This window comes from Chloroflexota bacterium, from assembly GCA_016235055.1.
Lineage (GTDB): Bacteria > Chloroflexota > Anaerolineae > JACRMK01 > JACRMK01 > JACRMK01.
The window spans coordinates 73,950-89,286 of the sequence record JACRMK010000009.1 but is presented as its reverse complement, the minus strand read 5'-3'; the positions used below and the strand labels follow the sequence as shown (position 1 = coordinate 89,286).

The 15,337-nt window shown below is 64.4% G+C and carries 12 protein-coding genes; 6 read left to right on the top strand and 6 right to left on the bottom strand.

Annotated features, from left to right (window positions below; translation table 11 throughout):
• Positions 1–221 precede the first annotated feature (221 nt).
• The 5 genes from HZB53_02735 to HZB53_02715 all read right to left on the bottom strand — a co-directional run bounded on the left by HZB53_02735 (position 222) and on the right by HZB53_02715 (position 3,993).
• Positions 222–944 carry a DUF1028 domain-containing protein gene (locus HZB53_02735; protein ID MBI5876540.1) on the bottom strand — a complete coding sequence of 241 codons (723 nt, stop codon included), beginning with the start codon at positions 942–944 and terminating at the stop codon, positions 222–224.
• A gap of 117 nt (positions 945–1,061) precedes the next feature.
• The gene (locus HZB53_02730) at positions 1,062–2,135 is read right to left on the bottom strand and encodes a tartrate dehydrogenase (GenBank protein MBI5876539.1); all 1,074 of its coding nucleotides are present in this window, start codon (positions 2,133–2,135) and stop codon (positions 1,062–1,064) included.
• A gap of 37 nt (positions 2,136–2,172) precedes the next feature.
• Positions 2,173–2,712, bottom strand: coding sequence for a universal stress protein (locus tag HZB53_02725; protein ID MBI5876538.1), 540 nt, complete (start codon positions 2,710–2,712; stop codon positions 2,173–2,175).
• Positions 2,713–2,874: 162 nt separating this feature from the next.
• Positions 2,875–3,429 carry a universal stress protein gene (locus tag HZB53_02720; protein MBI5876537.1) on the bottom strand — a complete coding sequence of 185 codons (555 nt, stop codon included), beginning with the start codon at positions 3,427–3,429 and terminating at the stop codon, positions 2,875–2,877.
• Between the two features lie 12 nt (positions 3,430–3,441).
• Positions 3,442–3,993, bottom strand: coding sequence for a universal stress protein (locus tag HZB53_02715; GenBank protein MBI5876536.1), 552 nt, complete (start codon positions 3,991–3,993; stop codon positions 3,442–3,444).
• Between the two features lie 569 nt (positions 3,994–4,562).
• Here HZB53_02715 and HZB53_02710 point away from each other — a divergent pair.
• The 4 genes from HZB53_02710 (at position 4,563) to HZB53_02695 (ending at position 10,784) form a co-directional block, all read left to right on the top strand.
• Positions 4,563–6,272 carry a M28 family peptidase gene (locus HZB53_02710; protein MBI5876535.1) on the top strand — a complete coding sequence of 570 codons (1,710 nt, stop codon included), beginning with the start codon at positions 4,563–4,565 and terminating at the stop codon, positions 6,270–6,272.
• A gap of 19 nt (positions 6,273–6,291) precedes the next feature.
• A complete protein-coding gene (locus HZB53_02705) occupies positions 6,292–7,824 on the top strand; it encodes a carboxypeptidase M32 (GenBank protein MBI5876534.1) in 1,533 nt (510 codons plus the stop codon).
• A 25-nt stretch (positions 7,825–7,849) separates the two neighbouring features.
• Positions 7,850–9,484 (top strand): thiamine pyrophosphate-requiring protein, encoded by a 1,635-nt coding sequence (locus tag HZB53_02700; protein ID MBI5876533.1) that lies wholly within the window; start codon positions 7,850–7,852, stop codon positions 9,482–9,484.
• A gap of 112 nt (positions 9,485–9,596) precedes the next feature.
• The gene (locus HZB53_02695; GenBank protein MBI5876532.1) at positions 9,597–10,784 is read left to right on the top strand and encodes a putative C-S lyase; all 1,188 of its coding nucleotides are present in this window, start codon (positions 9,597–9,599) and stop codon (positions 10,782–10,784) included.
• An 87-nt stretch (positions 10,785–10,871) separates the two neighbouring features.
• On the opposite strand, the gene HZB53_02690 is transcribed toward HZB53_02695, so the two are convergent.
• Positions 10,872–12,731 carry an ATP-binding cassette domain-containing protein gene (locus HZB53_02690; protein MBI5876531.1) on the bottom strand — a complete coding sequence of 620 codons (1,860 nt, stop codon included), beginning with the start codon at positions 12,729–12,731 and terminating at the stop codon, positions 10,872–10,874.
• Between the two features lie 202 nt (positions 12,732–12,933).
• Between HZB53_02690 and yhbY the strand changes: the two genes are divergently transcribed.
• Entirely contained in the window at positions 12,934–13,236 is a 303-nt protein-coding gene (gene yhbY / locus HZB53_02685) for a ribosome assembly RNA-binding protein YhbY (GenBank protein MBI5876530.1), read from the top strand.
• A 6-nt stretch (positions 13,237–13,242) separates the two neighbouring features.
• Positions 13,243–15,159, top strand: coding sequence for a peptide ABC transporter substrate-binding protein (locus HZB53_02680; GenBank protein ID MBI5876529.1), 1,917 nt, complete (start codon positions 13,243–13,245; stop codon positions 15,157–15,159).
• The last annotated feature ends 178 nt before the right edge of the window (positions 15,160–15,337 follow it).

The window sequence follows — 15,337 nt, the reverse complement described above, 5'->3', positions numbered from 1 at the left end:
GCGGTTGTCGCTGGGAGGCTGGCTGGATTGGGTCATGCTTCATGCTACTCATTCCCACTCCGCAGTGCAAATTGCCACCTTTTACCCCTTGACAACGCCACTTTTACGCTAACCTATGACAATTAGGCTTGCCCCGGCCCAGTACTGGGCGACCGCAACCCCCCTGCGGGGGCTCACAATGACGCTCAAAGGCGCCGTATCAGATCATTCCGAAAAACGCTTTAGTCTGCATACTGCGGCGGCGCGGTGGCGGTCAGGTGCTCACGTTCCCAGGCCACGCTGTCGGGCCGGTTGACCGGATCGCGCGCGATCAGGCGGCGCAGTTCGACATAGGGGCGGTAGATTGCCAGTTGCCGTCGCATCTCCGCGATCGCCTCGGCGTGTACGTCCACACGCAGGTCGAGGTCCGACAAGTCGTCGCCGTACACGACGCGGATGTACGCCGAGCGTTCGGCGAGGTGACGCCCGTCGCGTGTCTGGCCGCCGGCGTCGCGACCCGCCTCCAGCGCGCCCAGGATGTGCCCGGCCATGTCGCCCGACGTGTCTTCGTAGGTTTCCACCATGGCATGCAGTACGCCGGCATGCGCCACAATGTTACCAAGCGCGACGCAGTCGATGCCGACGCAATGCCCCGCGAATGCCGTGTTGCTGGCGCCCGTGTGCACAATCCACTCGCCGTTTGGGCGCATGATACCCATCTGCCGGTAGGCGAATGACGGATCGCCGGCCTCCAGTTGACTGATAATGTCGGGCAGCGCGGTTCCGGCTTCGACCAGTTTCACAGCACGGACGCCAAGCCGGGGCCAGGTGAACGCCTGCGAAACGATTACGGTGCCATCGGCGGCCACATACGGGCACGCGCCGCCGACGCCAAACGAGACGGTCGCGATGCCGATGCCGGTCTGCCGGCCGTCCGGCGACCGCGCGAGGATCGTATAGGTCATGTTCGGCTCTTGGTGCGAGAACGGTTGCCTGCTTGCATGATCGATGCAGCCAGATCATGTGTGACGTAGCGTGCGATGTCGGAAATCGACGCGTGACTGGTCAACAGGCGTCGGGCGTCATGCGCCCGCGCGCAGCATGTCGATGATGGCGTCGGTCACATCGCGCGTGCGCGCGCGCCCGCCCAGATCGGGCGTCAGTACCCGGCGCTCGGCCGTCACGGCTTTGATTGCACGCTCGATCCGGGCGGCGGTGTCATGCTCGCCCAGATGGTCGAGCATCATCGCGCCGCACCAGATCATCGCGATCGGGTTGGCGATGCCTTTGCCGACGATATCCGGGGCCGAGCCGTGTACCGGCTCGAACATGGACGGGTAGGTCTTCTCCGGATTGATGTTGCCGCTCGGCGCCAGCCCCATGCTGCCGCAGATCGCGGCGCCGAGATCGGTCAGGATGTCGCCGAACAGGTTTGAGGCGACCACGACGTCCAGCGAGTCCGGGTGCAGCACGAAGCGCGCCGACAGCGCGTCGATCAGCACGCGCTCGACCGCGACGTCGGGGAATTCGGCGGCGACTTCCGTGCAAATCTCGTCCCAGAATGTCATGCTGTGCTGCTGGGCATTCGATTTGGTGGCGCTGACCAGACGCTTGCGCGGCCGCGAGCGGGCCAGTTGGAACGCGTAGCGAATGACACGCTCGACGCCGAGGCGCGTGAAGACACTGGTCTCCACGGCGACTTCTTCCGGCAGTCCGCGATGCGCGCGGCCGCCGGCGCCCGCGTATTCGCCCTCGGTGTTCTCGCGCACGACGACGAAGTCGATGTCGCCGGGTTGGCGGCCGGACAACGGCCCCGCGATGCCCGGCAGCAGCACACTCGGCCGGTAGCACACATACTGCTCGAAGCCCTGGCAGATCGGCAGCCGCAGTCCGCGCAGGGAGATGTGGTCGGGCACGGTCGGGAAGCCGACGGCGCCGAAGTAGATCGCGTCAAACGGCTTGAGGATGTCGAGTCCATCGGCGGCCATCATGCGGCCGTGCTTGAGGTAGTAGTTGCAGCCCCAGGGGAACTGCTCGTAGTGCAGCTTGAAATCGCCCGTCAACTCGGCGGCGGCATCGAGGACGCGCGCGCCCTCGGGTGCGACCTCTTCGCCAATGCCGTCGCCGGGAATCAGAGCAATCTGGTAATCTCGCATGCCTGCTCCTCGCTTGCGATGAGCATGTGACGGGCACTCAGTGGCCGCTGTGGGCTTCCGCCAAGGTGCCAGCCCCCGGCCGCTGCAAGTAGACCGGCACCCGCACGTGCCGGATCACGTGCTCCGCCACGCTGCCCATCAGCAGTTTCGTCAATCCAGTGCGCCCGTGGGTCGTCATGGCGATCATGTCGATCTGCGCATCCGCCGCAAAGCGCTCGATCTCGTGCGCCGGGTTGCCCATCAGAACCGTGCTTTCGACGGTGAAGCCGCGCTCCTCGAGCCGGCGGCGAATGGGCGCGAGTTCGTCGTTGGCTTCACCGATGGCGGTCTCGGCCGCCTGGCTCGCGAAGATCGGATGCTCCGCCTGAACGGCTGCGCGCTCGGACTCGTACTCTGGGATTAGCATTTCGATGCTGGCCGGTTTCGTCCCGCCGCCGGTCATGCCGTGCGCGTGCGGCACGACACGCACCAGCACGATCGCATGGGTCTCGGGTTTGACGAGGTTCAGAAGGGGCGGGATGACGTGCTCGCTGTACTCGGATCCATCCAGCGGGATCAGCACTTTCAGTTTGGTCATAGAGACCTCCGACGCCGGGTTGACGTTAAGCACAGACCATGCGACGCTTGCCATTGTACGGCATCGGCTGCCGGAGTGGTAGTGGCAAATGTCCCGCTCCGTGGCCGTCGTTTGCCTCCATGTGCTCGCCAGCCTGCCTTCACAGTTGCGTGAACCACTGTTTCACGTGAACTTGAGCATCTCGTCGGTTGTGTACAGATCGCGCTGCGGTGACTCAGGCCGCAACATCAGCACGGGCACACGCACATGCCGCAGCACGTGCCCCGCGACACTGCCGGCGATCATCCGCGTGAGGCCGCTGCGCCCGTGGGTTGTCATAGCAATCAGGTCAATCGCGTCCGACGCTACGATCCGCTCGATCGCTTCCGCCGGGGCGCCGAATGCGACCTCCGTGCGCACCTCGAATCCGGCCGCCTCGAAGGTTGCGCGCGCCGGCGCCATGCCCTGCACGGCCTCGGCGGCCGCGGCATCTACATCGCTGTCCGTGACCACTTCGTACGGCATGCGGATGCGCTCCGGCACCGTCACGCTGCCAGGGGCGTCATGCGGGTCGGCGGATTCGAACGCGTCATGCACCGGATGCGGCCGCGGCGGCGCGCACACATGGAGCAGTACGATGCGGTGATGGCCCGGGCTCAACAGACTCAACGCCGGCGCGATGATCTGCGCCCCAAAGTCCGATCCGTCAAGCGGCACGAGTACCGTTTGCTTGCTCATCGCAACCTCCGTTTATGCGTGCGCCAGCCGCTCGTCCTCGCGCAGCAACTCCTGGAGCGCTGCTGATGGGCGCAGCATCAACACGGGAACGTGGCTGGTGCGCAGAATGTGCTCGGCGACGCTGCCCATTACCAAGTCGTTCAATCCGGTGCGGCCGTGCGTTGTTATGGCGACCATGTCGATGCCTTCGGTCTCGACATACTCCTCAATCTCATGGCGCGGTTCACCGGTAAGCACCGCCGTGCGCACCGTGAATCCGTTTGCCTCCAGTCGCCGCCGGACAGGGCCCATCATGTCCGTGGCCGTGCCAATCACCGAATCGATCGCCTGGCTATCGAAGATTGGGTGCAGCAGGCGAGTGATCTCGCGCTCGGAATCGTATTCGAGCACGCGCGTGTCGGCCGATGACGGGTGCGGTGGACGGGCCGTCAGCCCGCGCGGCCGGTGTACCACCCGCAGCAAGATCAGTTCATGCGTGTCGGGCGACAGGAATTCAATCACCGAGTCGACGATCTGCACGCTGAACGTCGAACCGTCCAGCGGAATCAATAACTTGCGTTTCATTGCCGCCTCCTTAGCCTGCCGAAAACGACTGCGCCAGACCTCCCCCAATATCATTCTAGACGCCGACCCACCCGGCGGATAGTGGCAGATGCCACGCTCAAGTCGGGACAATCGTAATCTGCCATCAGCGATGCGGTCCCGCCGACGACGCGAGTCTGCCGCAGCCGATAGATTGCGCCCAGCAATTCTCAATTTGGCTTTGGCCGGGTACGTTCCAATGTCGGCTTGTCATGCGCTGGAGTTCAGGTGCTTATCACGCAAGCCAATTCGACGAATAATGAGTGCTTCCCTCCCCCCGGCCCCCTCCCAACGAAGTTGGGAGGGGGAGAGATTCTACGGGGAGGTGCGCGGCGGCGCAGCCGCCGCGCACCTCCCCATTCACTTTTCCCCTGCTCCCCCGCGCGCGGGGGAGCAGGGGCCAGGGGATGAGGGGGGCAACCTGGTGGCCAGACTTCAAAATGCGAATTGCTGGATTGCGCTAGGTCGTGTTGAAGTGCCCGCCCAACTGCGATATAATGCCCCCGACGAGCGCAATCGCGACAGCGAACTTCCTCGCAGGAGCTTGATCCATGTCCCCAGTGACTGAACCTGAACTCATCAGCCAAATCTCGCGCACGAAACTCTGGGATACGAACAGCCGTATCGCGCAGTGGGTGCGCCTGTCCGGCAGCCCGGCGGAGCGCGAAGCGGTGCAGTATTTGCGCGGTGTGCTGGACGGCTACGGCCTCACGACTTCCATCATTGATCATCCGGCGCTGGTGTCATACCCGCTGGAAAGCAGCCTCGACGTGCTGGGTAGCGCCGCCTGCCGCTACCGATGCCTCGGACACGCGTATACGGCCAGCACGGAAGGACTGGAAGCCGAGGTCGTCGATCTGGGCAATGGCACGCCCGCCGACTACGCCGCCAACGACGTGCGCGGCAAGATCGTGCTGGTCAACGGGTTGGCCGGACCGGTGCCGGTGTACGATGCCGAGCGCGCGGGTGCCGCCGGCGAGATCTTTGTCAACGACGATCACCTGCACAATATGGTCGTCAGCACCATCTGGGGCACGCCGACGCCGGAATCGGCGGTGCGTATTCCAAAGCACCCGGCGGTCTCGATCGTCGCCTTGGACGGCGCCGATTTGCGCCGGCGGCTGGCAGCCGGCCCGGTGCGTGTGCGCATGCTGTCACGTGTGTTCATGCAATGGCAGACGACGCCGATACTGGTGGGCGAGATTTCCGGCACGTTCAGTGACGAGTTCGTGATGTTCAGCGGCCACCAGGACTCATGGCACGAAGGCGCGATGGATAACGGCAGCGCCAACGCCACGATGCTGGAGGTGGCGCGCCTGCTGTCGCTGCACCGCCAGCAGTTGGTGCGGGGCCTGCGCGTCATCTTCTGGAGCGGACACAGCCATGCACGCTACTCCGGCTCAACCTGGTACGCCGACCACCACTGGGAAGAGCTGCGCGACCACTGCGTCGCGCACGTCAACGTCGATTCAACCGGCGCGCGCGGCGCGACGTACTACGGGAGCTTTGGCGTCAACAAGGAACTCGGTCCGCTCGGCGCGGCGATTGTCCAGCAGCACACCGGGCAGGCACCCGAGGCCAAGCGCATGAGCCGTGCCGGCGACATGTCGTTCAACGGCATCGGCATTCCCTCGCTGTTCATGACGCTGAGCCAGGTGCCGGTCACCAGCGCGAATGAGGATGGCGTATCGGCATCATTCAGCGCCATGATCGGCGGCAAGATGCCGTGGTGGTGGCACACGGACGGCGATACCATCGACAAAGTGGACCTCGACGTGCTCGAACTGGACACGCGCATCTACGTCAGCACGTTGTGGCAACTCTGCACGCAGTCACTTCTGCCGATGGACTTCCGTCCGGTGGCGGCGGACATCGTGACGGAGTTGAAGGCGGTACAGGCGGCGGCCGGCGCGCACCTGGATCTGACCGCCACGCTGGCGCGCGCCGAGCAACTGACCCGCGCAGTGGAGCGGTGGCATCAGCGACTCGTGAACGCTGCGCCCGCTGACGTGCCGGCGCTCAACAGGCAGATGATGGCGCTCAGCCGGATACTGATTCCGATAACGTATACGCAAGCTGGCCCGTTCGATCACGACCCGGCCTGGGCCATCCCGCACTTGCCCGGCATCCAGGATGCGCGCAAACTGGCCGGGTTGGCGTCGGATCTCAGCGCCTATCGTTTCTTGCAGACGCGGCTGACGCGCAGCAATAATGCGCTGATGTTTGCGCTGCGCGAAGCGCTTGCGCTGCTTGCTGCCTAATCCACCCTCAGAGGTTCGCATGAACGATTACGAGCAGTTCCAGCGTCATATTGCCAGCATCAACGATCTGTTTAACACGATCAACATTCTGAACTGGGATGCGCGCACGCAGATGCCGCCCGGCGGCGCGCAGACGCGCGCGTCGCAACTGGCGACGCTGGCCGAAATTGCCCAGGATCGTTTCGCCGGCGATACCACGGCGCGGTTGCTGGATGCGGCCGAAGCGGCGCTGAGCGGCGCCAGCCCGGACTCGTACGAAGTGCGCGCAGTCCGGCAGACACGCGAAGCCTATGAAGTCGCGCGCCGCATCCCGTCGGCGCTGGCCGCTGACATGGCCGAGTACGAGCCGGTGGCGCAGTCGGTCTGGGGCGAGGCGCGCCGGACGAGCAATTTCCCGCTGTTTGCGCCGTACCTGTCGCGCATGGTGGCGATGCAGCGCAAGCTGGCGGACGCCATCGGGTACCAGGCGCACCCGTACGATGCGCTGCTGCTCAAGTACGAGCCGGGTATGACGGCGGCACGCCTGAAGGTGTTGTTTGCCGAGTTGCGCGCCGGCTTGCAGCCGATTATCGATCGCGCGGCCGTCTCGCCCGCGCCGCGCACTGATTTCCTGGAGCGCGACTATGCCGAGGACCGCCAGCGCGCGTTTGGCCTGGCGATCGCGCAGGCCTTCGGCTACGACTTGCGCCGGGGGCGACTCGATATCGCGGCGCATCCCTTCGAAGTCTCGTTCACGCGCGAAGATGTGCGCATCACCACCCGTTATAAACGGAACTTCCTGCCAGCGGCGATCTTCGGCCTGTTCCATGAGACCGGGCACGGTTTGTACGAGCAGGGTGTGGACCCGTCGTTGACGCGCACGGCGCTGACCACCGACTTCCTCGGCCAGTATGCCGTCGGCGGCACATCGTACGGCGCCCACGAGTCGCAGTCGCGGTTGTGGGAGAATCTCGTCGGGCGCAGCCGGACCTTCTGGCGACACCACTTCGCCGGCCTGCGCGAGGTCTTTCCGTCACAACTGGCCGATGTCGATGCCGAGACGTTCTTCCGCGCCATCAATCGCGTGCGGCCGAGCGAGATCCGCGTCGAAGCCGACGAAGTGACCTACAATTACCATATCATGCTGCGTGTCGAGATTGAGATGGCGATGCTGGACGGCACAGTTGCCGTGAACGACGTGGCGGCGTACTGGCGCGCCAAAATGAAAGAGTACCTGGGCGTCGTGCCCGCCGACGACGCGCGCGGCGCACTGCAGGACGTACACTGGTCGTCGGGCTCGTACGGCTCGTTCTGCACCTACACAATCGGCAACATCATGTCGGTGCAGTTGTTCGAAGCGGCTCGACGTTCGGTGGCCGGGCTGGATGCTGCGCTGGCGCAGGGCGACTACGCCCCGCTGCTGGCGTGGCTGACCGACAACATGTACCGCCACGGGCGCGCCTTCAGTGCCAACGAAATTCTGCAGCGCGCCACCGGGCAGGGGCTGGCGACCGGGCCGTACCTGGCGTATCTGGCCGCGAAGTACGCCGACCTGTATCCACCGACTCGCTAGACGCGGCGTCGTGAAGGAGCCTGACATGAAGGTTGTCGATGCGATAGCCCATATCCTGAAGGCGGAAGGCGTCGAATACCTGTTCGCGTATCCCGTGAACCCGCTGATCGAGGCGGCAGCGCGGGTGGACATCCGGCCGATTATCGTGCGGCAGGAACGGATCGGGTTGCACATGGCCGATGCATTTAGCCGGATCAACTCGGGCGAGCAGATCGGCGTGTTCTGCATGCAGTACGGGCCGGGCACGGAGAACGCGTTCGGCGGCGTCGCGCAAGCGTACGGCGAATCGGCGCCTATCATCGTGCTGCCGGGCGGATACCCGCGCGCGCAGGCGCAGTTGCAGCCAAACTTCAGCGCCTATCTGAATTTCCAGCACGTCACCAAGAGCTGCGAGCAGGTCGTGCACGGCAGTCTGGTCGTGGACGCGATGCGTCGGGCGTTCGCCGCCGTGCGCAGTGGGCGGCCGCGACCGGCGCTGGTCGAGATCCCGAACGATGTCTGGAACGAGGAGGTGCCGGAGCCGCTGGCCTACCAACCCGTGCGCGCCAAGCGCAGCGGGCCGGATCCGGCGGATGTGCGCCGCGCGGCTGAGCTGCTGGTGGCCGCGCAGCGGCCCGTGATCTATGCCGGGCAGGGCGTCCACTACGCAAAGGCGTGGCCGCAACTGCGGGCGTTGGCCGAACTGCTCGAAGCGCCGGTGACGACCAGCCTCGGCGGCAAGAGCGCGTTCCCGGAGAATCACCCCCTGGCGCTGGGCGCCGGCGGCCGTGCGATGCCGCAGGCGGTGCACCATTTCGTGCAAGCGTCCGACGTCATCTTCGGTATCGGCTGCTCGTTTACCACGACAAACTTCGGCACGAAGCTGCCCAAGACAAAGCGCTATGTGCATGCCACGCTGGACGCCGCCGACATCGACAAGGAGATTCCGGCGGAGGTTGGACTGGTCGGCGATGCGGCGTTGACCCTCGACGCACTGCTGGCGGAGCTGAGCGCGCGCCTCGGCGGGAAACCGCGCGGCCGGAGCGCGGCGGTCGCGGCGGAAATCGCATCGGTGCGCGAGCCGTGGCTGAACGCCTGGCGGGCGAAACTGGACAGCGACGCGACGCCACTGTCGCCGTACCGGGTCATCCGCGACTTGCTGCGCACGGTGGATGGAACCAACACGATCATCACCCATGATGCGGGATCGCCGCGCGACCAGTTGTCGCCGTTTTGGGTGGCCGCCGAGCCGTTGTCGTATATCGGCTGGGGCAAAACAACACAACTGGGCTATGGGCTTGGCCTGGCCATGGGCGCCAAGCTGGCGCGGCCCGACAAGCTGTGTATCAACGTGTGGGGCGATGCGGCCATTGGGTTCACCGGCATGGACTTCGAAACGACGGTGCGCGAGCGGATCCCGATCATGTCGGTTCTTTTCAACAACTTCTCGATGGCGATCGAACTGCCGATCATGCCGGTCTCAACCGAAAAATACCGCAGCACCGACATTTCCGGCCGCTACGCGGATATGGCGCGCGCGTTCGGCGGCTACGGCGAACGCGTCACCACGCCGGATGAGATCGTGCCGGCCATCCGGCGCGGTATCGCGCAAACGCAGGCGGGCGTGCCGGTTCTGCTGGAGTTCATCACGATGAAGGAGACGAAGATTTCCGCGTTCTGACGCGCAGCCAGCCGAGTGGGCGGGCTGCGTATTTGATCTATGCCGCCGCTTTGTGAGATAATCTCCACGTCAAGCCCGGCAAGCATAACCCAATCCTGAGGAGGAGCGTACTGTGACCTACAACTTTGATACCATCATCGAACGGCGCCAGGCCAGCGCCAGCTACAAGTGGAATCGCTATGACGCCGATGTATTGCCCATGTATGTTGCTGACATGGATTTCAAGTCGCCCGACGAGGTGCTGGACGCGCTGCGCCGCAAAGTGGAGCACGGCGTGTTCGGCTACGAGGGGCCGACGGATAAGCTGAGCAACCTGATCTGCGAGCGGATGGCGAAGCGCTACAACTGGCACATCAAGCCCGAGGATATCGTTTACCTGCCGGGCCTGGTCAGCGGCCTGAACGTTGCCTGCCGTGCGGTCGGGCAGCCGGGCGATGGCGTGTTAATGACGACGCCGGTCTATCCGCCGTTCCTGGCCGCGCCCGCCAACCATGGCATGACGGCCGACAAGACGGAACTCGTACGCGTGGATCACGGCCAGACATTCCATTACGAGATCGACCTCGACGCGTTTGCGAAGGCGATCACGCCCCGTACCAAACTGTTCATGCTCTGCCATCCGCACAACCCGATCGGGCAGGAGTGGACGCGCGCGGAACTGATGAACATGGCCGAAGCATGCGCGAAGCACAATCTGGTCATCTGCTCGGACGAGATCCATTGCGAGTTGATGCTGGGCGGCGCCAAGCATGTGCCGATGGCAGCGCTTTCGCCGGAGGTCGCGCAGCGCACGATCACCCTGATGGCGCCCAGCAAGACGTTCAACCTGGCGGGGCTGGGCTGCTCTTTCGCGATCGTGCAGAATCACGAACTGCGCGAGAAGGTGAAGAAAGCGGAGATGGGTATTGTGCCGCACGTGAACGCGATGGGCTATATCGCGGCGGAGGCGGCCTACCAGTACGGTGACCCGTGGTTGGTGCAGATGCTGGCATACCTGACCGCTAATCGCGATATCATGAACAAGTTCATTATGGAAAAGATGCCGGAGATCCATACGAGCGTTCCGAACTCGACGTACCTGGCCTGGCTCGACTGCAGCGGAACCGCCATTGAGGGCAGCCCGTACGACTTCTTCCTCAGCGAAGCGAAGGTGGCGTTCAACGACGGCCCCACATTTGGCGCCGGTGGTGAAAAGTTTGTGCGCCTCAATTTCGGCACAACGCGCGCGCAGCTCATGGACGGCCTGCATCGCATGGTCGGTGCGCTCGAAAAGGTCCAGCCGACCGAAGTCACAGCGTAGAGCAACGGGCCCTGGCCCCGCCGCCAGGCGATGCTGGAAACAAAACGCCCCCGAGCGCATCGGGGGCGTTTGCTGTTTCAGTAGCCGCTAAGCGTCGCCGCGAAAGCCGGCGAACAGACTGCGCGAGCGTGGCTTCGTTTCAGGCGTCGCCTCAGGCTCCGCCGCCTGCGCCGCCGTCGGCTCCTCGTCGCGGAACTGCATCCGGTGCAGCCGGGCATACAACCCGTCAAGTGCCAGCAGCTCGGCGTGTGTGCCGAACTCGACGAGACGGCCGCCCTCCAGCACTGCGATCCGGCTGGCGTTCTGAATTGTGGACAGCCGGTGCGCGATCACGATGGACGTGCGGCCTTGCATCAGTCGCTCCAATGCTTCCTGCACCAGCCCTTCGCTCTCGCTGTCCAGCGCGGAGGTCGCCTCGTCGAGCAGCAGGATGCGCGGGTCTTTAAGGATCGCGCGAGCGATCGCCACGCGCTGGCGCTGTCCGCCGCTCAGCTTGACACCGCGCTCGCCGATGAGTGTGTCGTACCCGTGCGCAAGCTGCACGATGAAGTCATGCGCGTTGGCGGCTTGAGCGGCCTCAATCATCGCGGCCTCGGACGCGCCGAGCCGCCCATACAGGATGTTCTCGCGCACGGTGCCGCCAAACAGCAGGGTGTCCTGCGGTACCAGGCCGACCTGCGCGCGCAGACTGGCCACTGTCACGTCGCGCAGGTCGCGCCCGTCAACGCAGATCGCCCCGGCCGCCGGGTCAAAGAATCGCGGGATCAGGTTGACGAGCGTGGTTTTGCCGGCGCCGCTGGGGCCGACCAGTGCCAGCACCTCACCCGGTCGCACGGCAAACGAGATGTCGCGCAGGATCGGCGTGCCCGGGTTGTCGCGGTAGGCGAAGCTCACGTGATTCAGCTCGATGAGTCCTTCGATGCGCGGAACGGCGGTCGCGCCGGCTGCATCGCGGATTTCGGCCGGCGTGTCCAGCAGTTCGAAAACGCGCTTGGTGGCGCCGAGCGTCTCCTGCAGGCTGGTCCACAGGCCGGAAAACTGACCGAGCGAACCGGCGATCGTCATAGTCAACACCAGAAACATGAATAACTGGCCGGCGCTGAGACGCCCGGCAAGCACCTCCTGCCCGCCAAACCAGAAGATCGACGTGACCGCGCCGAAGCCGAGGAACGACACGAACGGCCCGAAGGCGGACGAGAGGCGAATGCGCTGCATGGCCAATGCCACCGTGCGCTCGATGCTGGAGCGGTAGCGGTCGAGCTCGTATGGCTCGCGGGTGAACGACTGCACGATACGGATGCCGCTGACCGACTCTTCCAGCACCGTCGTGGCGACGGCCAGTTGATCCTGCACCGCCGCCGAAATGATGCGCAACCGCCGCCCCAGCAGAGCGCCGGCGACCACTATGACCGGCACCAGCGCGAACATGAACAGGGTCAGCCGCCAGTTGGTAGCAACAATCAGAATGAGCGCACCGATGAACGTCAGCACCTGCGATAGCGCCGTAGCGATGTCGCTCGTCAGCACGTTGCGTGCGCTGGCGACGTCGTTGGTGAGCCGGCTGACCAGTTCGCCGGTGCGCCGGTTATTGAAGAAGTTGAGCGACAGCGATTCAAGATGCGCAAACAGCCGGACGCGCATATCCGCCATGATCCGCTCGCCGACGTACGCCAGCAAATAGCCGCGTACGAAATACACAATGCTTTGCAGGGCAAAGATGGCAACCAATGCGATCGCAATTTGGTTCAGCATCGCCGCATCGTTCTGCTTGAAGACCGCGTCCACGAGGAATTGCAGCGCGTATGGCCCGGCCAGGCCGAGCAGGCTGCCGACGACGATGCCGGCCAATGCGATGGTCAGGTGCAGGCGGTATGGCCTGACGAACGAAAAGAGGCGCGGCAACTGCTGCATGCCGCCGAAACGTTCCTTCATTGAGCGACGAGCCATGATAGCGGTGATCCTGTCGAGTGGTCGCTGGGCATCGACGCTGCCAACGGCGGCACCGCCAAAGCCCGCAGCGCACCGGCGTGCCGTAACCCGGCATCGGCCAAGCCTGCGCGCATACGCATTGATTATAGTATAGCTTGCGCATACCCGCGGCCCGGCGAATCAGTGTATAATGCCAGCGTGCCGTGAACTGGGCACGCCTATGACCACACTGACCAATACACAACGGAAGTACCTTAAGCAACTCGCTCACCATCTGAAGCCGAGCGTCCAGATCGGCAAAGCCGGGGCCACCGAATCCGTCCGCGCCAGTCTCGACCAGGTGCTCTCAGCACACGAGCTGGCCAAGGTGCGCTTCATCGGCTTCAAGGAAGACAAGCGTGAAATTGCGGCGGCGCTGGCCGCGCAAACGAGCAGCGAACTGGTGCAGATCATTGGCCACGTAGTGATCTTCTATCGCCAGCAGGCCGACACGACGAAACGGCAAGTCGAACTGCCGGCCTGAGTCGTGATGCTGCGCTATCTGCATGCGGCGGTGCTGGTGCTTGCCGCCGGCATTTTGTCGGCGGGCTGCGCGCCGCGGCCGGCGGCGCCCCGCGCGCCCGTAGCGGTTGCTCCGACGTCCACGCCTTTGCGTGCACCGGCGACGACGCCAACCCCGTCCCTCACGTCAACGCCGTCGCCGCGCGCATCTGGCGCGCCGGCGCCAGCTACCCACAACGCGACCGCGACGCCCACGCCGACCATACCACCCGGAATGGCCGGCGCGTGCGGCATGCTCAGACTGTCGTATGGCAGGCCGCCAACGACACTCAACTCGCATCTGGCGTTGGGCGTTCAAGATATCGATGCCGCGCGCCTCGTGCTCGAACCGCTTGCGGCATACAGCCCACGGGGCGAGGCGATCCCGGTGCTGGCGGCCGAAATCCCGACGATCGCCAACAGCGGGGTCACGACTGATTTTCTGACGGTTACGTGGAAGCTGAAGACGGGCGTCGTCTGGTCGGACGGGAGCGACTTCACGGCCGACGATGTGCTGTTCACCTATCGGTATGTCAGTGATCCACAAACCGGCGCCGTCGATCGGACGGCGTTTGACAACATCCTGACGATCAGCGCGCCGGATCGCTACACGGTGCGCATTCGCTGGCGCGAAGCGTCGCAGCAGCCGCTGGAAGGCTTCACCGGAACCAGCGGCCAAATCCTACAGCGTAGACAGTTTGAGCGTTTCAGCGGCGGCAACTCGCGTGGCGGCCCGAACCTGGCGCCCGTAGGGACGGGCCCATACATTGTTCGTGAGGCACGGGCGGGCGACAGGATTGTCTATGCGGTTAACCCGCTATACCGCGAGCGCGCGCGGGGCAAGCCGTGCTTTGGCGAAGTTGAGCTGGAGGGCGCACCCGACCCGGTCACGGCGGCACGTGCTGCACTGGTGACCGGCCAGGCAGACTATGCATCGGTACTGCCGGTCGATTCGGCCATGCTTGACAAACTGGCCGCAGTGGCCGACGCCCGAGGGATCCTCATAACACGTCCCGGCGCCGGGGTCGAGCGTTTGCTGTTCAATCGCACGAACCCCGACCCCGCATTGGGCGATTACCGCTCCGAACTAACCGAACGCGGCGGTGCGGCGCACCCGTTTCTCTCGGACCTGCGCGTCCGGCGCGCCATGGCGATGGTGATCGACCGGACGGCGTTGGTCGCTCAAGTTTACGGACACGCCGCGACGCCAACCTGTTTGGCGCTGAACGGCGTAGCCGCGCTTGTGACAGCCATGGCCGCATGTCCTCCGGTGACCGACACGACGTTCCTGTCGGCGACCACGCTGCTGGCGGATGCCGGCTGGTATGCCGGCAGCGATGGCGTGCGGCATAAGATTGTTCGTGGTCAGGATATACGCATGCAGGTGCTGTTCCAGACGAGCGCAAACCCGCTGCGCGAACGCGCCGCCGCATATATCAAGGCAGCCTGGGAGCGCATCGGGATCGATACCCGGATCCGTGCAGTCCCGGCTGCCGTGTTCTTCGCCAACCCGGAGTTCAACGCGTCCGCGGCCGGGCGATTCTACGCCGATGTGCAGATGCTTGGCGGCGGCCCGGATTCGCCCGACCCCGCGAGTTTCCTGAAGACGTGGACCTGCGCAGAGATTCGCACGCGTTTGCAGTACTGGAGCGGCAACAACTATGAGCGCGCTTGCACGCGCGAGTATGACCGGCTGTTCGGTCATTTGGTCAGGGAAGGGGAGCCGGGCTGGCGCGCGGTCCTCGCCTCGCAGCTCCAGGAGATCCTGCTAAGCGATCTGTTCTGGTCTCCATTGTTTGTGCGAAATACAGTTGCGGCTCAGAGCCGCACGCTCGGCGGCGTCGACCTGAATGGCGTTTGGGACTCGGAATTGTGGAATGTCGCCGACTGGCGGCGCCTGAACTGAATCGATACTGTTTTTGACAGTAACTTCCCTTCATTGTAAAGTTCTGTCTCAACCCCGCATTTCGGGTGGTCGCCATCCGCGATATAATGGATCGTCACCCGAATTCCCTATTTCACTCGCGAAACTCAAAGGGGGTGAGGCCCTGCAGCAGAATGATAACGTAGCGGATTAACTGCTT